We start from the raw sequence: 21,976 nt of genomic DNA, 5'->3' as shown, positions 1-21,976 counted from the left end.
CCGTCTTTTTTTGTAAATCCACGATATACCGCTTCGGCAAGGCGATATATCGCTTTTTTACTTAGTAACGATAGTGTGCGAATGCTTTGTTAGCTTCCGCCATCCGGTGCGTTTCTTCGCGTTTGCGAATAGCATTGCCAGTTTCGTTAGCAGCATCCATTAACTCATTTGCCAATTTGCTGGCCATTGTCCGGCCTGGTCTTGACCGGGAATATTGCACTAACCAACGCAGTGCTAAAGTAGTGCCCCGTTCTGTACGCACTTCCATTGGTACTTGGTAGGTTGCTCCACCAACTCGCCGAGCCTTTACTTCTACTAAAGGCGTGGCATTTCGCACTGCTCTTTCAAAGGTTTCTAAGGCACCAGCACCAGTGCGTTCTTCAATAGTTTTTAATGCATCATAAACAATGCGTGCGGCAAGTGATTTTTTGCCATGACGCATGATCCGTCTGATAATCATGCTCACAAGGCGACTGTTATATACGGAGTCAGACGGAACTGGGCGCCTTTGAATAACACCACGACGAGACATACTTTACCTTTAATTCGGAATTGGCAACGAAATTATATGCTATCAGACACCGGAAACTAAAAGTGGTAGAACCCAACCCTCAGACTTCCTCAATTTTTTTTCGACCGTTGCAGCAAGGCTGACTTATTGACTGCCAATTTTTGATTTTTGATTTTTGATTTTGGATTAAAAGTTTTCGGTATATGTTCAGATCCTTGCGATCTGAACAAATCAAAAGTCTGTAAGCCTAATTCCCTTGTGGGTTCGACCAATCCAAAAGACGCTCGATAACTCGCTAACGCTACGCTATCGCAAATCTAAAATCTAAAATTGTTTGACTTGCTACTTGCAACTAAATACTCAAGGCGACAAGATTATAAACTTTAATGTTCAGATGAGAATTCGCTGTCGGTTACAGCGTTATCCTCAGAACTTCTACACTTGCTCGCTTAGTGTAGATGTAGCTTGCTTGATTTTTTGAAACAGACTTTAGCAGCCTTCATAACTACTGTTAAAACACAGACGGCGATCCTTTTTGTGCCCTTTAGCGCTTTGAATTAGACGATTAATCGTGTGGGATGCGATTAATCGTCTAATCCTATTTTTTCGCTTCTTTGGGACGCTTGGTTCCATACTTGGAACGGCCTTGCTTGCGGTCTTTGACTCCGGCTGTATCTAGGGTGCCACGGATAATGTGGTATCTCACGCCTGGTAGATCCTTAACCCGACCGCCGCGAATCATCACAACTGAGTGTTCTTGTAAGTTGTGACCAATGCCTGGAATGTAAGCTGTGACTTCAAATCCAGAGGTAAGTCTGACTCTTGCTACTTTGCGTAGGGCCGAGTTAGGCTTTTTTGGTGTGGTCGTGTATACTCTGGTACAAACTCCCCGACGTTGGGGACATTGTTTCAGAGCAGGGGACTTGGTTTTCTGACGCGCTTGTTCGCGCTCATTTCGTATTAGCTGCTGTATTGTTGGCATGAGTTACAGCGCGTAAAGCTGCTTACTGGTCTAAGTTTTAACAAATCCTGATTATATCTTTTTTTACGGCTTTATGTCAATTGTTATTTTTCCTTAGCCTTAGTGATTGAACATCTGTTTTTTGACTAATATACAATTACTAAGGACTCAAGGAGAAGGAATTGCCACAGCCACAGGTAGCGATCGCCTGGGGATTGTGGAAGCGAAAACCACCACCCATTAAGTCTTCTGAATAATCAACTCTCAAACCGTTGAGGTAATTTAAGCTTGCGGCATCTATGACCACTTGAATCTCATCCAAGTCAAAAACCTGGTCGTCTACTTTTATTGCTTCATCGAAGGACATATCATAAAAGAACCCTGAACAACCACCTGGTTTTACTGCCAATCGAAACAAGACATTTGGTTGCTTGGACTTTATTCGCCCAATCTCACTTACGGCTGCTTGACTCAGATGAATCATGGAACTCGTTTTTTGCAATTGAATACCCCATCTTCCATTTTACAGATAGGTTGACCCTTGCTTTTGCAAAATTCCAAATCACCAAAGGCATGAGCGCGATCGCTATTACTACATTTATAACACTAACATGCTTCAGTCCCCACCTTAACAAGGTAGGGACTTCTGGGGTGCAATAGTTCGTTTACAAAGACGGTTTACACAAAAATCTATTCAGCTTTGGCATTAGAGCTTTAATAGCGTTCTTTTGGTTTTAATCTTTGGTACGGGCATAGTCATCTTGGTAGCGGATAATATCATCTTCTCCCAAGTATTCGCCATTTTGAACTTCAATCAATACCAAGGGGATCACGCCAGGATTCTCTAAACGATGAGATGTACATTGAGGTACATAGGTTGACTCATTATTGCTCAGTAGTACTTCTTTCTCACCACAAACTACTCTAGCTGTACCAGAGACGACAATCCAATGTTCACTGCGGTGATGGTGCATTTGTAGACTGAGGCGGTGTCCAGGCTTAACTTCGATGCGCTTAATTTTGTATCCGCGCCCTTCTTCTAAAACTGTAAAAGCACCCCAAGGACGTAATTCAGTTGCAGCAACGCCCCTGGAAGTTATGTTTGGAGGGAGGTGTAGAGTTTCAGTCTGTGTAGTTTCTTGATATCGAGCCATAGTTACCTCATTTGAAGACATAACAAACCGTTGGTACTCTTAATTATTGATAAAAAAACCTGGCGCTATCTTGCAACCTTAAAAATCAGCAATTTTGTCGCACTTTGATAAACATAGCAAAATCAAACCTTATGGTGTAAACCATCACTACTAAAATTCTGATGTCTACACCAAGTCTTCATCAAGCAAAATGACAGCTTGTTCTAAACTTTAAAAAAAGATGGGGCATGGGGCATTGTACATTGGTGATGAATAGGCTTTTCTACTTGTGACTCTCTCATTATCGTGGTTGCAGGAAAATACCAATTCCATTATGAACACGAGCAGCGGTACTGGGCGATCGATCGAGTAGTTGACCTCCTAAATAAAGGCTGGTAGAACTACCACCATCCAAATTTAAAGCATCCACACAGCCCATTAGTTGCATCAATTGGGCATGTTCTGCCAAATTAGGCCCATAACCGCCGACACGATTATGTGTGGCAGTAATTATCAGTGTGCCTGTTGTCGTTGTGCAAATACCGCTACGAATAGCCTTTTCGGCAATAAAGGCATTACTGAATTTTTCGCCTTTGGCATCAAGGACAATTTGACGATTTTGGACTAATAGCGGTCCAGCACCGATAATGTGGGGATAACGACTAAAATCAGCTGGAGTAGTGGTGCTGGAAATACTTACTGCGCTTCCAATAGGTAGCTGGGAGGCAGCACTAGTAGCGTTAGCACGTAAAGTTAGCAGGTAGCCATCCTGGGGAATGGGAACCGCTGTCGTACCAACTTTGCCGCCTGGTAACTGATTAGTAATTTGATCTTTTTCTACCACTAAGATAATTTCGTTATCCGTCAGGGGCGTGTAAGTTGATCCCCAAGCTGTGGTATAACGAGCAATGCCGCTCTGGACGTAGCCACTGTTGAAAAACAGAATTGGTAGGCGCTGGTCATTTGCCGTAATTAAAGTTTCTTCCAACGTAAGACGACCGAAGTAAAATTGGCCTGAATCATTCCAAGCGATCGCACCCCGATTAAGAATCGGGCCTGATAACCACTGATTATCCCGACGAATCGCACCCAATGGCAATCGGTTGTTACGGTTAAAATAACCACCATTAATTCCAGCTACTGCTAAGTAACGTTGTGCTGTTTGAATTAAGGGAGCAGTACCAGCTAGCCCGTCAGTACTAGCCCACATAGGTTTCAAGGTTAGCCCAAATTTGCGGGGATTAACTTCTAACCAGACCATCGGAAAACGTTCTGGGCCTAAGTTGACATAATGCTGTCGCCAGCGCAATCCTGGGGCCCAAGTAATATCTCGTTCTTCTAGAGGATCGGGTCGAATATCGATAATCAGGCGATTGGGGTTAGCGACAGTAGTAACTTGAGGCGATAGACCAAAAGGAACGCTCAGACTAATAATCGTTTGGTTTTTCACCACCTCCACTTTTTGAATCAGTGGTTCAGGAGGTAATGGTATTGGTTCTGTTGGTGTAGTTGGTAATAATTGTTTGAGCAGATTTGGCAGTAATGTTGGTGGTGCTGGTGGCTGGGGAGTATAGCGTTCTATCAAAACAGGGTCGGCTATTCCATCCAGGGTAATTGTCCACTCTCTATTTGGCGGTACAGTGGACTTTGGGGTTGGTGTGTCTGGATCAGAAGATAAAATTTGCGGTTTGGCGATCGCTGACCCTTGTGCAACTTGCCAGGGAGTGGGACGATCTAAATCGACAAGAATCCGAGACTGTTGCAAAGGGGTACTCGCTTCTGGAGGTTCCTGACTCTGAACAATATTTGTGATTTGTGTTTTTGGGGTAGCAATCACCAAAGTGTTGCCATTAGCTTGAATTTGCCAGCCAGATGTTTGAGCAAAATTAGTGATATCCAGATAGCGATATGCTCCTAGTAGCCTGGTGGCTAACACCAGTGGCTTTGTCACCGACGAAAACCACTGTATTGGTTGCTTCGCTGAATTACTACTGTTTAAGAAATTTACTCCAATTAATTGCCTAAATGCCCCATCACTAATATTGGTTGTCACCTGTCCAGATTTTCCAGGTCGCTGTAACCAAGTTCCTGGTAAAGTACGACCATTGAGGGAAATTTGATTCCCAGAGGATGCTACACCTGTTAAAGGAGGTGCAGGTGACTGTGAGATTAACCTGGGTATAAATTTGGTTGTTTTTGGGGACTCCTGGGCGTTGGTAGCACAGGTAGTAGTTAAGCACAGTACTGTTAAAAGTATTGGTGACACAGTAGCCCGGAAAAATCTGCGTTCGCCCTTGGCGTTTGCAGAGCCATAGCTAATCTCTGATTGGCAACAATTCGGCATTTTTACCATAATTTACTAGGTACTTTTGAAAACTATCACCCAAGGTTTAAACTAACCAATTATTTGGAAATATAAAGAAAACATGACTTGATTTTTGAATAAATATGGTAATCTATATATTGGCTATTTATATCTTTTAGACACACATTAATTTATTTAGACGCTAAAGCCACTGCAATCAAGTTTTTTAACTCCCACTAATTTTAACCACACTATATACGGTAGTTTTGGTTATCAAAACTGGATTAAGATATCTAATCCTAACTGAACGTTGCTACTGTTATTACTTCAGTAATGTCTAGTTAATAGTAATACATGTGGCAACTGGTAAGCGGCAAAATTCTAGACAACAACAAAAATATTTGGGAATTGTCAAATGGGTATATATTGTAATACGCTGATTTTATTGCTGGATCGGGATGACTTTGGCTTTAGAACATAGTACAGCGTTTAGTTTTAGTTTTGTTTGTTTCAGGTGAGCCAAAAAAATAGGCTCTATGAGTAGCTAGTGTGCATCTGGAAAAAAGGCATTGAGAAAATACTTAACTTCAAAATATAAAAAAGAAACTGTCAGGGCAAAATAATGTCTTGGCGGAGGTAACTTGTCTAACACCGCATAAACACATAAAAAACACGCAATCATTTTAACACGGGGTAACTGATAAAGTAAAACCGAAGTTAAAATTTTTTTTCCTAAATTTTCAGTGCTTATATATTTTCCATCGCTGAATTTAAAAATTTTTTCCCACAATGTAGTGGCAAAATTGGTAACTCAATACTTCAGGAACAGGGTATGAATAATAAACCGATGAATCAAAACCAGAAAATCACAGCGGATATCATCAACTCAAGAGATACCTATCAGGGGCAAAAGTGGTTAGTAGAGGAACGAGATGCCTGTGGTGTAGGTTTTATTGCTCATCGTCAGAATCATACCAGCCACGAAATTGTCGAAAAAGCCTTAGCTGCTTTAACCTGTTTAGAACACCGGGGAGGTTGTAGCGCCGATCGCGACTCTGGTGATGGTGCTGGAGTATTGACAGCTATCCCTTGGGAGTTGTTCCAACAAGACTTTGCCCAAAGGGGAAAGGAATTTCCATCTACCGATCGTATAGCTGTGGGGATGATATTTCTCCCACAAGACCAGCAAGCTGCACAAAAAGCTAGGGTAACTGTTGAGCAAGTAGCTGCTGAAGAGAAATTAATTGTATTGGGTTGGCGAGTAGTGCCAGTGCAATCTGATTTGCTGGGGATACAAGCAAGAGAAAATCAGCCCCAGATTGAACAAGTTTTGTTAGCTTCTGTTGACAAAAGCGGTGATGAATTAGAACGGCAGTTGTACATTACCCGCCGCCGAATTAGTAAAGCTGCAACTGACATCTCAGAAGAATTTTATATCTGTTCGTTGTCAAGTCGCACAATTGTCTACAAAGGCATGGTGCGTTCCGCTGTCTTGGGTAGCTTTTATAACGATTTAAAAAATCCAGCTTACAAAAGCGCCTTTGCTGTTTATCATCGCCGCTTTAGTACCAATACAATGCCCAAGTGGTCCCTAGCCCAACCGATGCGGCTTTTGGGTCACAACGGTGAAATCAATACCTTATTGGGTAACATCAACTGGATGATGGCACGAGAAGCAAGCCTAAATCATCCTGTATGGGGCGATCGCATCCAGGAACTCAAGCCATTAGTTCATATTGATAACAGCGATTCAGCTACCCTAGACAATGTAGTGGAATTGCTGGTTTGCTCTGGACGCAGCCCCTTGGAAGCTTTAATGATTATGGTTCCAGAGGCTTACCAAAATCAGCCTTCTTTACGTGAATCTCCAGAAATTGTTGATTTCTACGAATATTACAGTGGTTTGCAAGAAGCTTGGGACGGGCCAGCACTTTTAGTATTCAGCGATGGCAAAAAAGTTGGTGCAACTTTAGATCGTAATGGTTTAAGACCAGCTCGCTACGCGATCACCAAAGATGATTACATTGTTGTAGCTTCGGAAGCTGGTGTGGTGGATTTCCCAGAAGCCGATATTGTCGAGAAAGGTAGACTTGGGCCAGGGCAAATGATTGCCGTGGATTTAGAAAATCATGAAGTGCTGAAGAATTGGAATATTAAGCAGCGCATTGCCAAGCAGCACCCTTATGGAGAATGGCTGCAACAGCACCGTCAAGAATTAAAGTCATTGGTCATTAGTCATCCGTCATTAGCAAATGGCAATGGCAAAGGACAATTGATAAATGACCAAGGACAATTGACTATTGACAAGCAAACCTTACTTCAGCGTCAAACTGCCTTTGGCTACACCACAGAAGATGTAGAAATGGTGATTCATCCAATGGCGATCGCAGGTTCGGAGCCGACTTTCTGCATGGGTGATGATATTCCCTTAGCTGTGCTGTCACAAAAGCCCCACCTGCTTTATGACTATTTCAAACAGCGCTTTGCTCAGGTGACGAACCCAGCGATCGATCCCCTGCGGGAAAAGCTAGTGATGTCTCTAAAAGTTGAACTGGGTGAACGGGGTAACTTATTAGAACCTAAGCCAGAATATGCTCGGAGATTGAAACTTGAGTCGCCAGTGTTAACGGATAGTGAGTTAGAGACCATTAAGCTGTCAGGATTTGCCACGGCTGAGTTGTCAACCCTATTTGCGATCGCCAGCGGTCCAGAAGGACTGAAAGCCGCAGTGCAATCTTTACAAGCACAAGCAGCTGAATCAGTCCGGGCAGGTGCAAAGATTTTAATATTAAGCGATCGGGATCGGGTCAATGACAGTATCAACACAGAATATACCTACATTCCTTCCTTATTAGCAGTGGGTGCGGTGCATCACCATCTGATTCGTGAGGGGTTGCGAATGAAAACATCCCTGATTGTGAATACTGCTCAATGCTGGAGTACCCATCACTTTGCTTGTCTGATTGGCTATGGTGCTGGTGCAGTTTGCCCGTACATGGCTTTAGATACGGTGCGTGATTGGTGGTCCGATCCCAAAACTCAAAAGCTAATGGGTGTGCAAAAAATTCCCACCCTCACCCTAGAACAAGCTTTAGGAAACTATCGCAAAGCAGTAGAGTCAGGTTTGCTTAAAATTCTCTCCAAAATGGGAATTTCTCTGCTTTCAAGCTATCAAGCAGCCCAAATTTTTGAAGCTATTGGCATTGGTGGAGATTTAATTGACCTGGGATTCCGTGGGACGACTTCCCGCATCGGTGGTTTGAGTGTTACCGAACTTGCTGATGAAGTGCTTTCCTTCCATGTCAAAGCTTTCCCAGAACTAACGACCAAGAAGTTAGAAAACTTGGGTTTTGTGCAGTACCGTCCTGGCGGCGAGTACCACATGAATAGCCCCGAAATGGTTAAGGCGCTGCATAAGGCTCTAGATGGCAAAAACTACGACCACTACGAAGTTTATAAAAAGCACCTCCAAGGCAGACCAGTAACAGCCTTGCGGGACTTGCTGGACTTTCAAGGCGACCGCCCGTCGGTTCCTCTAGAAGAAGTGGAATCGGTATATGAAATAGTCAAGCGCTTCTGCACAGGTGGCATGTCTTTAGGCGCTTTGTCAAGAGAAGCCCACGAAACTTTAGCGATCGCCATGAATCGCATTGGTGGTAAATCAAATTCTGGAGAAGGCGGCGAAGATCCAGTGCGTTACACAGTTTTAGATGATGTAGACGAGTTTGGTCACTCGCCAACCCTACCTCATTTAAAAGGATTGCAGAATGGCGATCGAGCTTATAGTGCCATTAAGCAAGTTGCATCGGGACGCTTTGGTGTCACCCCAGAGTACCTAGTCAACGCCAAACAAATTGAAATCAAAATTGCCCAAGGTGCCAAGCCTGGGGAAGGTGGACAACTGCCAGGGCCCAAGGTGAGCCAATACATTGCGATGTTAAGGCGCTCCAAACCAGGTGTAACGCTGATATCGCCACCACCGCACCACGATATTTATTCTATTGAAGACCTAGCACAACTAATTTTTGATCTGCACCAAATAAATCCGAAAGCAAAGGTGTCGGTGAAGCTAGTTGCAGAAGTTGGCATTGGTACGATCGCCGCTGGTGTAGCCAAGGCAAACGCTGATATCATCCAGATTTCTGGCCATGATGGTGGTACAGGTGCATCACCACTAAGTTCCATTAAACACGCTGGCTCACCGTGGGAACTCGGTTTAAGTGAAGTGCATCGCGTCTTGATGGAAAATGGCTTGCGCGATCGCGTGATTTTACGCGTGGATGGGGGACTGAAAAGTGGCTGGGATGTGGTAATAGGTGCATTGATGGGCGGTGAAGAATTCGGTTTCGGCTCAATTGCCATGATTGCTGAAGGCTGTATCATGGCACGAGTTTGCCACATGAATACCTGCCCTGTGGGTGTTGCTACTCAGAAAGAAGAACTCCGTAAGCGGTTTACAGGAATGCCGGAACAGGTTGTCAACTTCTTCTACTTCATCGCTGAAGAAGTACGTAGTTTGTTAGCACGACTTGGCTACCGTTCTTTGTCAGAAATTATTGGACGTGCAGATTTGTTGAAACTGCGCCCAGAGGCAAAACTCACCAAAACCCGATCGCTGAATCTCGACTGTTTACTTCAGCTACCAAATAGCAAAGACAATCGTAGCTGGTTGGTGCATGAAGAAGTTCACAGCAATGGCGTGGTTTTGGATGACAAGTTCCTTGCTGATCCTGACATTCAGGCTGCTATTAGAAATCAGTCTACTGTCACCAAGACTTACCCAATTATCAATACTGACAGAACAGTGGGCACAAGATTAGCGGGTGCGATCGCTTCCCAGTACGGTGACAGTGGCTTTGAAGGACAAATTAATCTCAACTTCACAGGTAGTGTTGGGCAAAGCTTTGGTGCTTTCAACCTCCCCGGCATAATTCTGAGCCTAGAAGGAGAAGCAAACGACTATGTAGGTAAAGGGATGCATGGTGGTGAAATCATCATCAAACCTCCAACTGATGCTACCTATAACGCATCACAAAACGTGATAGTTGGCAATACCTGTCTCTATGGTGCTACTGGTGGCATGTTATTTGCCAACGGACTAGCAGGAGAGCGCTTTGCTGTGAGAAACTCCAAAGGCATCGCAGTGATTGAAGGCGCTGGGGATCACTGCTGTGAATACATGACAGGTGGTGTGATTGTCGTCCTCGGCAAAGTAGGACGTAACGTAGCAGCTGGAATGACTGGTGGACTGGCATACTTCTTAGATGAAGACGACTCATTTCGTGAGTTAGTCAACCCAGAAATTGTCAAAATTCAGCGGGTGATTACTGAAGTAGGTGCAAAGCAACTGCAAGAATTAGTCCAAACTCATGCAGAACGCACTGGTTCACCAAAGGCCAAGAAAATTCTGCAAAACTGGCAAGAATTTTTGCCGAAATTCTGGCAGTTAGTTCCGCCTTCTGAAGCTGATAGTCCAGAAGCCAATCCTGAAAAAACAACTGAGTTCAGTTTAGTAAGCAGTCATTAAGAGACTTCCAACAAATAAATTCAATCTTGTGAGGCGGGCCTTCTGGCCTGCCTTTTAATAAAACAAGGTTTTCAGCGCTAAAAAACTTTCGTAATAGTCATGTAATAATATCAATACAGGATCAATATTTAAGCGATCGTTCTTTGGGGAAAAAATTTTTGGTTCGCTGCTAGAGTGCCCTTAATTATCACTCTCCAACCAAATGCAAAAACAACCCTATTAACCAAAAAAGATAATTTTAGTATTTAGCCAATTACTATTGACTAATTACCTATAATTAATAATTATTACTTTTTGTTAGCAAGGAACTTTTGATCTGTATCTTCGATTTCTAAAAGTTCTGGAATAGTCACAAAGCGATAGCCTTGCTTTTTAAAGTTGCTAATAATTTCTGGTAAAGCTTGCACAGTTCTGGAACGATTACCACCACCATCATGCATTAGCACAATCCCACCAGGTTTAGAATCTTTAATCACGTTATTGATCAACTTTGGTACAGCTGGTAACTTGTAGTCTGTGGAGTCAGCCGACCACATTACCACAGCATACTTTTGTCCTTTAGCATAAGCAACTAATCCATTGTGCATGATGCCACCAGGCGGTCGGAACAGGTTTGTTTTAACACCTGTAACTTGATAAATTAAGTCTGCTGTGCGATCAATTTCAAAAGCAGCAGCTTGTTGATTAAAGAAGTGATACCAATGATGCCAAGTATGGTTGGCAATAACGTGACCTTGAGCGACAATCTGTTTTCCTAACTCTGGATAATTTTTTAGGTTCTGCCCGACTACAAAAAACGTCCCTTTGATATTATTTGATTTCAGGATATCTAGCACTTGCTCTGTAGTCTGAGGCCAAGGACCATCATCAAAGGTAAGAGCAATTACTTTCTCACCCTGAGTGAGTTTTGCAGTGTTAATTATTGCCCCTTGAAAACGTGATGGTAAAGGGTAGGCTAGACCCTTTGTTTGTGCTTCTTGCTGCCAACTTGTAAGCATCGCCGCCTTTAATTTCTCAATACGCTGCTGAGTTCCTACGTTTGCAGATACATCCTTGATATTTATACTTGGTCTACTCTGAGCATCCGAAGCATTTGGCCTTAGAAGCATCATAAAAGCAAGACTAAAAACACCACCTAAAGCAAGTAGCGCAATTAATATTCCTTCTGGCCACAGAAACGACTTATTGTTTTCCACCTCAAAGCTCCTTCAAAGATCGAACCATCACCACGGTTATGACGGTACGTTATAGCACATTTTTATTAGATATTTAGATACCAGTTGCTTTCTGGTAATCATGAAAATTGGAATTGGTACTAACGAGAATTCAGAATTGATAAGACAGACTATATTGCTTTAACTGAAATCTATATGCTCTAGATTTGGACAGCGTTGAATATACAATAATTGGTACTGTTTAATTTCAACCCAGTCATAAAAGGTAAGCTCTGCGCTTCCACATTCTTACCGCTAGCTCTAAGCAGGAGAGGAACACAATCAGATAATTAACCACACCCCAAAATCCTCTTAAATAGGAGTTCTGAATTAGTTGCTGTTTTTCAGTTCACTGCTAAGGCAGCATTATCCTTTCAAGTTTTATAGTTTTTCAAATAAGATGAACTAAGCTGTCATACCTACAATTTGCACTTTTAGCAGAGTGAAGTTTTTTTAGCCAGACTTTTTGACAGTAAAACTGTATAATTTACAACTTAAGTAAATTGTTTGATTAACATACAAAACTACTTACAAGGGCGGGTTGTCTTTAAAAAAAGAGTCTGGTAAACTATTAGTTCTATTCTTGATAGGATATATTTTACTGCCTGTTGCCATTGTTTCCTTTTTAAGAAAAAGTTAAATTTTCAACTGACAGAATGTTACCTTGTACTTTCTATGAAATAGACCAGACGAAAATTGATTCAATATAGTTTCTCATTGCCAAGGGGCATTTATTCTTTAAATCTAGTCACCTTTGACTCATTCAGCAAAAATAATTCTATCAGCAGCTTACTTCTCTTTCGGATGCTGATACTTTAGCCGAAATTGCTAGTAGCTTTCTGTCTGTGAATCTTTTTCTCGATAATTAAGTATGTTTATATCTTAATTAATAGTACAGTTTAATATGCACTGTCACCGTGTAATTACGGAAATTAATTTCGTAAATATAGGCAAGTGATTAAAATCACAATAGGATGACATCTATCCATTAAAGCATTAAAGTCTATATTTAATATTGAAAAGTAGTATTTTTTACTAAAAGCACTTATTTAACTAGATTTATGCATTTAAAAATACATTTACATTTTGACTAATTTTATGTAATATCACTTAATAATACAGACCCAAATATATTTTCTTGCAACTCAACCTCCAGCAAGACTGCCCTCTGCCTTTTTTCAGTAAAGTGATACAGATACTGTCAAACATGGGGTAGACTATTTTCCGACTCTACGACCAATTTTCTGTTTAAAGAAAAAACCTACTGGTTGTATCGCTCTAGCAGTCTGTAACTAGCTTCTTTTGCAGGAAGAAACAAAACTTACAATTGTCTCATAACTTGCCTTATAATTACAGCAATTAGAATTTTTATTTATATATTTAGCAATCCTAATTATTAGCTTATATTACCTTAGACAAGTCATAGTTTATTTACAGTACTTTTGCTTATCTTTGGCAAATAGATAAGTGTATTATTTAATGTCTGTATAGGTTGACCCTAAACCCTGTTTTCCTATTAATATACCTTTTGAGTCAAAATAATCAAGGTATTTGTCTTACTTCTGAAACTGGCTAGAAACTTTTATGATTCCTCACGAAAGTGATGCAAAAAAAGAGCGTGCGTCATTAAAAGTATGGCGTAGTTGGCAAGAAAATCTGATTTTAATTGCGATCGCACTGTGTTTGGCATTCTTAATCAGGACTTTTATCGCCGAACCCCGCTATATACCTTCTGACTCGATGTTACCCACCTTACATACTGGCGATCGCTTGGTAGTTGAAAAAATCTCCTACCATTTTCACCCTCCCATAACTGGAGATATTATTGTTTTTCAGCCACCCGCAGAACTACAACGTCGAGGATATCCCAAAGACCAAGCGTTCATCAAGCGAGTTATTGGCCAGCCAGGTGAGGTAATTAGTGTTGCTTCTGGCAAAGTCTACCTCAACGGTCAACCCTTGGCAGAAGACTACATCGCTGAACCTCCAAATCAGCCATATCGACCAGTAAAAGTCCCAGAAGACGAATTTTTCGTCATGGGAGATAATCGCAACGATAGTAATGACTCTCGCTATTGGGGCTTTTTACCCAGAAAAAATGTCATCGGTCGGGCAACGTTTCGCTTTTGGCCTCTTGATCGCATTGGGTTCATTTAATCAGTTTTGGATTTTAGACTTTCCTGCGGAACGCTACGCGTAGCTTGCTTCCCCGGAGGGGTACGGCTACGCTCAGTCGAACGATTTTGGATTTTTCTTTCAATCCAAAATTGCCAGAGTTAGAAGTTTTAAAATAACTTCTAACTTTTAACTTAAAACCTCAAATAATACATTATCTGGGCGATCGCATCACCAGTTAACTCTAACCGCCGTTGGAAATCAGCCAGGTTACGGTAAGGCCCGGCTGATTGCCGATTTTGCACCACTGTTTGCGCTAGAGACAAATCTATAAATGGAATTTGTGCTAATTTTTCAACGGTTGCTGTGTTCGGGTTGACTAAATGGATAGGATTTTCTAAAGATTCGTGGTCATAGTAAATAAAATTCAGCAGAGGCTTTAATGGCTCTAAGCGCGGCGCTGGTATACCCAAAGCCGCAGCGATATCTTCAATACAGTAAAATTTCACACCCGAATGTGAAAGTTCCACAAGCGATCGCGCTTGGTGAATTGACAAACCTGGCAGACGTAACCAATCATCTACAGTAGCTTGATTAGCATCAATGCGGATACCTAATTGAGCCGCTAGCTGAATTTCTTCCCCAGATTGTAGGCGATAGTAGGGATCGTTGAGGAGCTTGGCGCGGAGTTTTTGCAGTCTGGAATTTAAAGGTAGCCAGTTATTCATGATTGTCGCTTACCTCAAGAAATCTGGTCTAGCAATTGGCGGCGCTTTTGTTCAAATTCATACTCTGAAATCAGTCCATCCTGGCGCAGAGCATCTAATTCACGCATTGCGTCAGCGATCGCTCCTACCTGATTAATCACCTTTTGTGAGTTTCTTGCCCCTGACTTGCCGAGATTAAAATTACGATCAAAAGCTTCTTCGTCTTGAGCTAAATACCAAACTCCCTCAATTGCACTAGCTACCTTGGGGATAGGTGTCCAGGAAAGCAACACATACAAAACACCCCACAACGGCTGTCCCAGATAAAATTTATGTAATCCTGAAATTGTCAGCGTGCCAGAAAAAGCTAAAACAGCGGCAACACTTCGACTTTTGCGCTTAGTCAACATATTTCTAATAAATATACGAATACCACAGTTCCTACAATAAGACAGCCAAAAGGCACACAGACAATTCAAAACTCACTCATTTTAGTCAGCTACCCTGTTTTGCCCTTCCGACTTTTGGCTGGTAAGCCCCACAATTTAATATTTGAAGAAATTTGAGTAGGTTTCACATGACTGTGCATTGAGCTTTGATGCTAATTTTAAGTTTTTAACGGATCTAGACTACTACGATGTCACAGACCTTCCTACCGCCAGAATGGTTTAAACAGCTTTGTGATCCTTACGCTGTGCTAGGAATTTCTGTGAGTGCTGACGATCGCCAGATTTTTAAACGCTATCACACTTTAGCGAAACTGCTACATCCCGATCGCTATGCTAAAAGCTGCAATCCAGACCAAGAATTAGCGACGGCAATACTTAGCTATTTAATCAATCCAGCTTACGAACAACTCAAAAATAGACACAAGCGCTTGATTGCTATAGCCATGCTGCGATCGGACGCAAGAATATTACAGCTGCAAGCTTTGTGTGAGCAAAGTGCCATAGCTAAGGAAATTATAGAAATGTCTGCACCCCAAGCAGAATTATTTTATGAAGAAGCAATCGCCTCCTATGCAGAAGCTCAATACAAATCACTCCATCAGTTCTATCAAATTACACAACAAATTAGCATACTGAATTTAGTTTACTTACAGTTGCATAAACCTGACCTGTTTCTACCGCAAAAAGCTGTTCGCATCATCCCTGAAGTAGAAGTCAAACGAGTTGAATTGACATTAAATGAAAAAACTAATGTCAAACCAGTTTTGACAAACTATGCTCAACGTCACTACCAGCGAGCTATTGAGTACGTCAAGCTAGCCAATTGGGCCCTAGCCGTGCAAGAACTGCGAGATGCTATCAAGTTAGAGCCAAATAACAGCGACTATTATGCCTTATTAGGTTTAGTACATCTAAAACAGAAATTTCTCGGCATGGCTAGGGTTTACATCCGTCAAGCATTAAAACTTAACCCGCAAGATTTACTAGCTCAGAAATACGCTACCAGACTAAAAATTGAACCCGGTGAAAACACCAATCCTAAATCAATGGCTAAAGCTCTGAGTATTGCGGCTTTATTAAGTCGATTTAACAAGGGTAAACGTTTTCAAGTCAAGTGTTGAAATTTCGGTAACAAACCGTACTAAAACCGAAGCTTCGTGACTAGATTACTCCCCTAGACTAAAATAATAAATAGAAGTAAAACTATTAAGCTACTGAGTCTGGGCACTCAGTTTAATATAAGCAATATGGGATTCTTCGATTCTGAAATAATTCAGCAAGAAGCAAAACAGCTGTTTGAGGATTATCAAGCGCTGATCAAGCTTGGCAATGGCTACGGCAAATTTGACCGCGATGGCAAAAAGCTGTTTATTGAGCAAATGGAAACCATGATGGATCGGTATCGCATCTTTATGAAGCGCTTCGAGCTATCAGAAGATTTCATGGCACAAATGACAGTAGAACAACTGAAAACGCAATTAGGTCAGTTCGGTGTCACCCCGCAACAAATGTTTGACCAAATGCACCTCACTTTAGAGCGCATGAAAGCCGAGCTAGAAAAACAGCCCTAACAAAAGTTAGGAGTTGGGAGTTAGGAGTTCTCAATAAACTCATAACTCATAACTTATCACTCCTAACTTTAATTTGACTTGGGACGAGAAAACTGCGAAGGTGGCTTGAAGTTTTCTACTGGTACGTTCTTGAGTGCCTTCTCCATAAAATCTTTCCAAATGGGAGCAACCATGACACCACCTGTGGCATGGTCAGCTAACTGTCTATTGTCATCTCTCCCTACCCAGACAGCAGTTGTCAACTGTGGCACAGTACCAACAAACCAAATATCTTTTTCTGATGATGTTGTTCCCGTTTTCCCTGCGGCTGGGCGACCGAGAGCAGCACCTTTACCTGTACCTTCAGTGATTACCGATCGCATCACATCTAGAATTGCGGCTGATGCCCAAGGATCGAGAACTAGCTGTGGTTTAGGGGTGTTATCTAGCAACACGTTACCACTACTATCGGTGACACGGGCAATTACAGTTGGTGGAGATTGCCAGCCATAATTAGCAAAGGTAGCGTATGCACTAGCCATTTCCAGAGGGGTGACACCAATTGCACCAAGTGGTAAGGAAGTCACAGGTTCCATTGGACTCATAATGCCCAAGGTACGGCACGTTTCTATGACTCTATTCATCCCCACAGCCTTACCAATCTTGATCACCGGAATGTTGCGCGATTGGGCTAAAGCTCTGCGGATTGGCATAGCTCCACTAAAACCACCATCATAATTTCTGGGAAAGTACCAACCGTTACCATCTCGATAGCTAACTGGAGCATCTACCACCGTTGAGTCTGGCCCATATTTACCAGTAGCAAAAGCAGTGTAGTATACAAATGGTTTAAAAGAAGATCCAGGCTGGCGCTGAGATTGAGTTGCACGATTGAATTCACTGATCTTAGGATCTATACCACCCACCAGTGCTTTGATATAATGTGTGCGCGGATCAATTGCCACCAAGGCCATTTGATTCTTAGATAATCCTTGTCCCAGAAGTGTTTTATGCCACTTAGTAACGGTTTCTTCTGCCATGATTTGGAAGTTGGCATCAACTGTAGTTTGCACCCGCATCCCGCCTTTGAGTAGTGTCTCGCGCCCAAACTTTTTAGCCAACTCTTGCGCTACAGTATTGGTTACATAAGGTAGAGCACTACCTTGAAAAGATTTAATTCTTCCAAGTTTGATTTCTTGCTTGAGGGCATTGTCGTATTCTGACTGGCTGATCCAGTTCAAATCCAGCATCCGTCCCAGCACTTCTTTTTGTTTCTGTTTTGCCAGCTTCATGCTCACAAACGGGCTGAATTCTTCTGGTGCTTGGATTAAACCCGCCATCATTGCTGACTCACCCAAGCTTAAATATTCTGCTGACTTATTAAAGTAACTGCGGGCTGCCGTTTGTGCACCATAATTGTTATGACCCCAATAAACTTGATTGAGGTACATTTCTAATATTTGGTCTTTAGTGAGAATTTGTTCTAACCGGATTGCTAGCACAGCCTCTGCTAACTTGCGGGTAAAAGCACGCTTGCGAGACAAAAATAGGTTTTTTACCAATTGCATGGTGACAGTAGAGCCACCCTCTTTGACTCCGCCTGCTGCTGCATTAACTACTACAGCACGCCCAACGCCGACGGGGTTAATACCGTGGTGATCGTAAAAGTGGCTATCTTCACTTGCCAATACTGCCCGTTTTAAATTCGGCGAAATTCTGTCTAGAGGTACGACTTCTCGGTTGGCTTCCCCGTGAATACTCGTTAAGAGTTTGCCCTTAACGTCATAAATGTAAGTCGTTTCTGAGGGAAAGAAGTTACGTAGCTGTCTCACATCTGGCAAATTACGGAAACTGATGGCTAAACCAACCAGTCCTCCGGCTACAATGGAACTTGCCAGCATGGTGATTGAGAGGAGAGTACCGCCAGTTACCTGACCGACTCCTTTCAAAAACTCAAAACCTGATGAAGCCCGACGCTGTGGCTGTTTATCTTCAAAAGTCCTAGACGACGACACGGCTATTTCACTTCCTCACTTGTAAATTTAACTGTAATTGATTGGGTGAAGCAAGGCGGTTAGTTTTTTGCAATTATAGTAGTTTGGCAGATGAGAAAGTGGATAAATTGCCAGTGAATATAACCAACTTAACTTCTAGTGTGCAAAACATAGCTAATAATGAATCTCTTCGGATGACGCAAGATTTTGCTTGGTTGCGTCGTGGTGTAGTAGAAGTATTCCCACAATCAGTTGATGTTAACAGCGAAAGTCTAGAAAGGCTCTTACTAACTACAAACCAACCTTTAAGGGTAAAATTGGGGATTGACCCTACAGGTACTGATATTCATCTTGGTCATAGCATACCAGTACGAAAACTGCGAGGATTTCAAGATGCAGGTCATACAGCAGTTTTAATTATTGGCGATTTTACAGCACGTATTGGCGATCCAACTGGTAAATCTGAAGTGCGTCGTCAGCTTACAGAAGCAGATGTAGCTAAAAATGCTCAGACTTATTTAGATCAAGTACGTCCTATCTTGGATTTTGACACACCAGGAAGGTTAGAGGTGCGCTATAACTCCGAATGGCTCTCTGGGTTAAACTTAGAGAAAATTTTGGAGTTACTCTCCACAATGACAGTGGGGCAGATGTTAGCGAAGGAAGGATTTGCCGATCGCTATAAAAAAGAGAATCCGATTTTTATCCATGAGTTCCTGTACCCGTTAATGCAAGGTTTTGATTCGGTTGCAGTTGAGGCAGATGTGGAATTAGGTGGCACTGATCAGAAATTTAACATTGCTGTAGGCAGAGATTTGCAGCGCCATTTTGGTCAAAAGCCCCAATTTGGGATGCTGCTGCCAATTTTGATTGGCACCGATGGCGTGCAAAAAATGTCTAAGTCTTTAGGTAATTATATCGGATTGTCAGAACACCCAGGACAAAAGTATCAAAAGTTGCAAGGAGTTCCCGATCATCTGCTGGAAGAGTATTTTGAACTGTTGACGGATTTACCTTTGGATCAACTGCCAGAAAATCCCCGCGATCGCCAAACACTTTTAGCATGTGAAGTTGTGAAACAGTACCACGGTGAACAAGCAGCCCAAGAGGCGAAAGAAGCAGCCCAAAGCGGCGGCAAAGAAGGTGCTGTTCCAGAATTTTCTCTAGCTGGCGTGGAGCAATTTCCTACTAAGTTAGCGTATATTCTCAATGTTACTGGCTTGTGCAAAAGCATTGGAGAAGGAAAGCGGAAAATTCAAGAAGGTGGAGTGCGCTTAGATGGCGATCGCATCACTGATGCTGATACCACTTTCGCTGCTCCTAGTGAATTACAAGGTAAAGTTTTACAAGTTGGAAAAAATAAATTTGTGCGCTTAGTGCCTTAAATAGGGAATGGGGAGTAGGGAATGGGGAATGGTCAACAGGTAGAACAACGAGTTATTGTGGCTTTGGATGTGCCGGATGAACAAAGTGCGATCGCTCTTATAGATCACCTACCACAAGTTAGTTTCTGGAAAGTCGGTTTAGAGTTGTTTACCAGCACTGGCCCGAAAATTCTGGAAGTGTTAAAGTCTCGCCAAAAGCGCATTTTCTTGGATTTAAAGTTTGATGATATCCCTAATACCGTTGCTGGTGCTTGCCGAAGTGCAGCTAGATATGAAGTGGATTTACTGACAATTCATGCTACTGCTGGTAGAGATGCCCTGAAAGCCGCAACTGAGGCGGCACAGGAAGGAGCTGCAAAAGCAGGTGTACAACCACCAAAGTTAATTGCTATTACTCTGCTAACGAGCATTTCTGCTCGGCAGTTGGCATTTGATTTAAAAATACCCCTAGAATTGCCAGAATATGCTCTAGAAATGGCCCTGCTGGCTCAGGAATCTGGTTTGGATGGGGTAGTTTGTTCGCCTCAAGAGGTGGCACAGCTACGACAAACTTGTGGAAATGACTTTTTGCTAGTTTGTCCGGGGGTTAGACCAACTTGGGCAGATAAAGGCGATCAAAAGCGATCGCTCTCTCCAGCACAAGCCATTAAAGCTGGTGCAGATTATCTAGTGATTGGTCGTCCCATCACCGCTGCTACTGAGCCTGAGTTAGCCTGGAAGAGGATTTCTGAGGAGTTAACCACGGTGGCATGAAGCTAAGAGTCAGTGAGAAACTCAGAGTACAGGGTGTAGGGGAGAACAATCTTGCCTCTTCGCTCAGTCAGAAAAATTATAGTTTCCTGTTTGCTTGTGGCTTCTGGGTTGTAGTTTCAAATAGCTTTGCTTATCCAGCCTTCTCGATAAACCCCACCCCTAAACCCTCGGCGCTAGCAGAAAAGGAAAATGTCAACAGTGATGCGAGTTCTTTGTGTTCTGAGCAAAATTTAGAAACATTAACTATACAGCTACTGCAAAAATTACCTAGTTATACCAATCGCGCTAGTCAACGCGCCCGCCGCCTCAGTAGAAGCAGTCAGGTTTACAGTTATATGTTAGTGGCAGGAAGACCTGAGTTTACTCCTCTGCCCCTTAACCTTGAAGAATATAGTGCAGATGCGTCTAAAAGTGCTGCATCAGGAGTTGAGCAAGTTTTCTTTACTACCTTGGAGCGGCAATATATAGGTAAGAAAGTTGTAGAATTACAACAATTTCACTGGCTGTTATTGACTAAAACTAAAAGTGGTTGGCAACTAGTGATGATGTTTTCTCAAGCTGGTTCCCATTCAGAACAGCAGCCACTATCTCCACCACGCGATAGTAGTAACGGTACTGTTGCCCAAGGGGTTAAAGCTTGGTTGCGCGATTGTGAAGCTGGAAGTTTACGTCAATAAAACCTAATTCCCAATCTTCGTAAATTAGGAGAATATTAAATAATGTCTAAAATACTCACTCAAATTCTTTATAAACAGGATTATCACTTGTGGTTAGAAACTACATTGAAACAATTGCAAGAAAGAGATTTAGAGTATCTTGATTGGGATCATTTGATTGAAGAGGTTGAAAGATTGGGTAATGAACAGAAGCACAAGCTCGAAAGTTATTTACTCCAACTTCTCAAACATTTGCTTTTGTATCAACATTGGAGCCTCCCTGAATGTAAAAATCATTGGGAAGTGGAAATTGATAATTTTCGGGTGGAACTCAGGAAATTAACTAAATCTAAAAACCTCTACAACTATCTGCTCACAGTGCTTGAAGAAGTCTACATTGATGCGCTACGACAAGCAAAAAAGAAAAGTAGATTGAATTGTTTTCCGCAAACTTGTCCTTATAGCATTGAGCAAATTTTAGATGTGGATTATTTACCACCATTTGAATTTTGAATTCCGTTTTGCGGTACTAGTCCCTTTACATAAAGATAAAAATACATCACCTAACTAGCTCGTATCAGTATGATTTTGCCTGTATCTTTAGGAAGATTTTTAGGAAAAATAGCTAATAAATAGCTAAAAGAAGCAGACATTATTTAAAAACGTAGATTGGCTTGAATTTAAGCGTTGTAACTCCCGTTTTTTGGCGATAACAT

Annotated in this window: 17 protein-coding genes; 8 read left to right on the top strand and 9 right to left on the bottom strand. The window is 42.1% G+C overall.

Annotated elements, in window-relative coordinates; genetic code table 11:
• Window positions 1–61: 61 nt before the first annotated feature.
• The 5 genes from rpsG to HWQ40_RS07305 all read right to left on the bottom strand — a co-directional run bounded on the left by rpsG (window position 62) and on the right by HWQ40_RS07305 (window position 4,949).
• Window positions 62–532, bottom strand: coding sequence for a 30S ribosomal protein S7 (gene rpsG / locus HWQ40_RS07325; RefSeq protein ID WP_069070112.1), 471 nt, complete (start codon window positions 530–532; stop codon window positions 62–64).
• Between the two features lie 577 nt (window positions 533–1,109).
• The gene (rpsL, locus tag HWQ40_RS07320) at window positions 1,110–1,493 is read right to left on the bottom strand and encodes a 30S ribosomal protein S12 (protein WP_012410236.1); all 384 of its coding nucleotides are present in this window, start codon (window positions 1,491–1,493) and stop codon (window positions 1,110–1,112) included.
• A gap of 139 nt (window positions 1,494–1,632) precedes the next feature.
• A complete protein-coding gene (locus HWQ40_RS07315; protein ID WP_292776392.1) occupies window positions 1,633–1,956 on the bottom strand; it encodes an iron-sulfur cluster assembly accessory protein in 324 nt (107 codons plus the stop codon).
• A gap of 250 nt (window positions 1,957–2,206) precedes the next feature.
• Window positions 2,207–2,626: a cupin domain-containing protein gene (locus HWQ40_RS07310; RefSeq protein WP_104907515.1), complete on the bottom strand. Its 420-nt coding sequence runs from the start codon at window positions 2,624–2,626 to the stop codon at window positions 2,207–2,209.
• Window positions 2,627–2,906: 280 nt separating this feature from the next.
• Window positions 2,907–4,949, bottom strand: a complete 2,043-nt coding sequence (locus tag HWQ40_RS07305) for a phosphodiester glycosidase family protein (protein ID WP_292776092.1) — start codon at window positions 4,947–4,949, stop codon at window positions 2,907–2,909.
• Window positions 4,950–5,742: 793 nt separating this feature from the next.
• On the opposite strand from HWQ40_RS07305, the gene gltB reads away from it, so the two are divergent.
• Window positions 5,743–10,437, top strand: a complete 4,695-nt coding sequence (gltB, locus tag HWQ40_RS07300; protein WP_292776090.1) for a glutamate synthase large subunit — start codon at window positions 5,743–5,745, stop codon at window positions 10,435–10,437.
• Between the two features lie 287 nt (window positions 10,438–10,724).
• Here the strand turns inward: gltB and HWQ40_RS07295 are convergent, their stop codons facing one another.
• Entirely contained in the window at window positions 10,725–11,633 is a 909-nt protein-coding gene (locus HWQ40_RS07295; protein WP_292776088.1) for a polysaccharide deacetylase family protein, read from the bottom strand.
• Between the two features lie 1,602 nt (window positions 11,634–13,235).
• Here HWQ40_RS07295 and lepB point away from each other — a divergent pair.
• Window positions 13,236–13,808, top strand: coding sequence for a signal peptidase I (gene lepB, locus HWQ40_RS07290; RefSeq protein WP_292776085.1), 573 nt, complete (start codon window positions 13,236–13,238; stop codon window positions 13,806–13,808).
• Window positions 13,809–13,960: 152 nt separating this feature from the next.
• Here the strand turns inward: lepB and HWQ40_RS07285 are convergent, their stop codons facing one another.
• Window positions 13,961–14,494, bottom strand: a complete 534-nt coding sequence (locus HWQ40_RS07285) for a ComEA family DNA-binding protein (protein WP_292776083.1) — start codon at window positions 14,492–14,494, stop codon at window positions 13,961–13,963.
• Between the two features lie 14 nt (window positions 14,495–14,508).
• Complete coding sequence (locus HWQ40_RS07280) at window positions 14,509–14,883, bottom strand: NINE protein (protein ID WP_292776081.1); 375 nt, start codon at window positions 14,881–14,883, stop codon at window positions 14,509–14,511.
• A gap of 227 nt (window positions 14,884–15,110) precedes the next feature.
• On the opposite strand from HWQ40_RS07280, the gene HWQ40_RS07275 reads away from it, so the two are divergent.
• Both HWQ40_RS07275 and HWQ40_RS07270 read left to right on the top strand, forming a co-directional pair.
• Window positions 15,111–16,043 (top strand): DnaJ domain-containing protein, encoded by a 933-nt coding sequence (locus tag HWQ40_RS07275; protein ID WP_292776079.1) that lies wholly within the window; start codon window positions 15,111–15,113, stop codon window positions 16,041–16,043.
• A gap of 126 nt (window positions 16,044–16,169) precedes the next feature.
• Window positions 16,170–16,493, top strand: coding sequence for a DUF1825 family protein (locus tag HWQ40_RS07270; RefSeq protein WP_292776077.1), 324 nt, complete (start codon window positions 16,170–16,172; stop codon window positions 16,491–16,493).
• 68 nt (window positions 16,494–16,561) lie between these two features.
• Here HWQ40_RS07270 and HWQ40_RS07265 read toward each other — a convergent pair whose 3' ends face one another.
• Window positions 16,562–18,487: a transglycosylase domain-containing protein gene (locus HWQ40_RS07265; protein WP_292776074.1), complete on the bottom strand. Its 1,926-nt coding sequence runs from the start codon at window positions 18,485–18,487 to the stop codon at window positions 16,562–16,564.
• A 173-nt stretch (window positions 18,488–18,660) separates the two neighbouring features.
• Between HWQ40_RS07265 and tyrS the strand changes: the two genes are divergently transcribed.
• The 4 genes from tyrS to HWQ40_RS07245 are packed head-to-tail and all read left to right on the top strand — an operon-like array spanning window position 18,661 to window position 21,773.
• Window positions 18,661–19,851, top strand: a complete 1,191-nt coding sequence (gene tyrS / locus HWQ40_RS07260) for a tyrosine--tRNA ligase (RefSeq protein ID WP_292776388.1) — start codon at window positions 18,661–18,663, stop codon at window positions 19,849–19,851.
• Window positions 19,852–19,872: 21 nt separating this feature from the next.
• Window positions 19,873–20,604, top strand: a complete 732-nt coding sequence (pyrF, locus tag HWQ40_RS07255) for an orotidine-5'-phosphate decarboxylase (protein ID WP_292776071.1) — start codon at window positions 19,873–19,875, stop codon at window positions 20,602–20,604.
• Complete coding sequence (locus tag HWQ40_RS07250) at window positions 20,601–21,281, top strand: hypothetical protein (RefSeq protein WP_292776068.1); 681 nt, start codon at window positions 20,601–20,603, stop codon at window positions 21,279–21,281. Before pyrF ends, HWQ40_RS07250 begins: the two co-directional genes overlap by 4 nt.
• A 42-nt stretch (window positions 21,282–21,323) precedes the next feature.
• Window positions 21,324–21,773: a DUF29 domain-containing protein gene (locus tag HWQ40_RS07245; protein ID WP_292776066.1), complete on the top strand. Its 450-nt coding sequence runs from the start codon at window positions 21,324–21,326 to the stop codon at window positions 21,771–21,773.
• The last annotated feature ends 203 nt before the right edge of the window (window positions 21,774–21,976 follow it).

The sequence above is a fragment of the Nostoc sp. NMS9 genome, assembly GCF_017114995.1.
Lineage (GTDB): Bacteria > Cyanobacteriota > Cyanobacteriia > Cyanobacteriales > Nostocaceae > Nostoc.
Note: the sequence above shows the minus strand (reverse complement) of the source record. Positions and strands in the feature narration are given on the sequence as shown.

What these genes read in the sequence shown, in the direction of transcription:
- rpsG (WP_069070112.1), bottom strand. Translation starts at nt 532, where the DNA reads ATGTCTCGTCGTGGTGTTATTCAAAGGCGCCCAGTTCCGTCTGACTCC.
- rpsL (WP_012410236.1), bottom strand. Translation starts at nt 1,493, where the DNA reads ATGCCAACAATACAGCAGCTAATACGAAATGAGCGCGAACAAGCGCGT.
- HWQ40_RS07315 (WP_292776392.1), bottom strand. Translation starts at nt 1,956, where the DNA reads ATGATTCATCTGAGTCAAGCAGCCGTAAGTGAGATTGGGCGAATAAAG.
- HWQ40_RS07310 (WP_104907515.1), bottom strand. Translation starts at nt 2,626, where the DNA reads ATGGCTCGATATCAAGAAACTACACAGACTGAAACTCTACACCTCCCT.
- HWQ40_RS07305 (WP_292776092.1), bottom strand. Translation starts at nt 4,949, where the DNA reads ATGCCGAATTGTTGCCAATCAGAGATTAGCTATGGCTCTGCAAACGCC.
- gltB (WP_292776090.1), top strand. Translation starts at nt 5,743, where the DNA reads ATGAATAATAAACCGATGAATCAAAACCAGAAAATCACAGCGGATATC.
- lepB (WP_292776085.1), top strand. Translation starts at nt 13,236, where the DNA reads ATGATTCCTCACGAAAGTGATGCAAAAAAAGAGCGTGCGTCATTAAAA.
- HWQ40_RS07285 (WP_292776083.1), bottom strand. Translation starts at nt 14,494, where the DNA reads ATGAATAACTGGCTACCTTTAAATTCCAGACTGCAAAAACTCCGCGCC.
- HWQ40_RS07280 (WP_292776081.1), bottom strand. Translation starts at nt 14,883, where the DNA reads ATGTTGACTAAGCGCAAAAGTCGAAGTGTTGCCGCTGTTTTAGCTTTT.
- HWQ40_RS07275 (WP_292776079.1), top strand. Translation starts at nt 15,111, where the DNA reads ATGTCACAGACCTTCCTACCGCCAGAATGGTTTAAACAGCTTTGTGAT.
- HWQ40_RS07270 (WP_292776077.1), top strand. Translation starts at nt 16,170, where the DNA reads ATGGGATTCTTCGATTCTGAAATAATTCAGCAAGAAGCAAAACAGCTG.
- tyrS (WP_292776388.1), top strand. Translation starts at nt 18,661, where the DNA reads ATGACGCAAGATTTTGCTTGGTTGCGTCGTGGTGTAGTAGAAGTATTC.
- pyrF (WP_292776071.1), top strand. Translation starts at nt 19,873, where the DNA reads ATGGGGAATGGTCAACAGGTAGAACAACGAGTTATTGTGGCTTTGGAT.
- HWQ40_RS07250 (WP_292776068.1), top strand. Translation starts at nt 20,601, where the DNA reads ATGAAGCTAAGAGTCAGTGAGAAACTCAGAGTACAGGGTGTAGGGGAG.
- HWQ40_RS07245 (WP_292776066.1), top strand. Translation starts at nt 21,324, where the DNA reads ATGTCTAAAATACTCACTCAAATTCTTTATAAACAGGATTATCACTTG.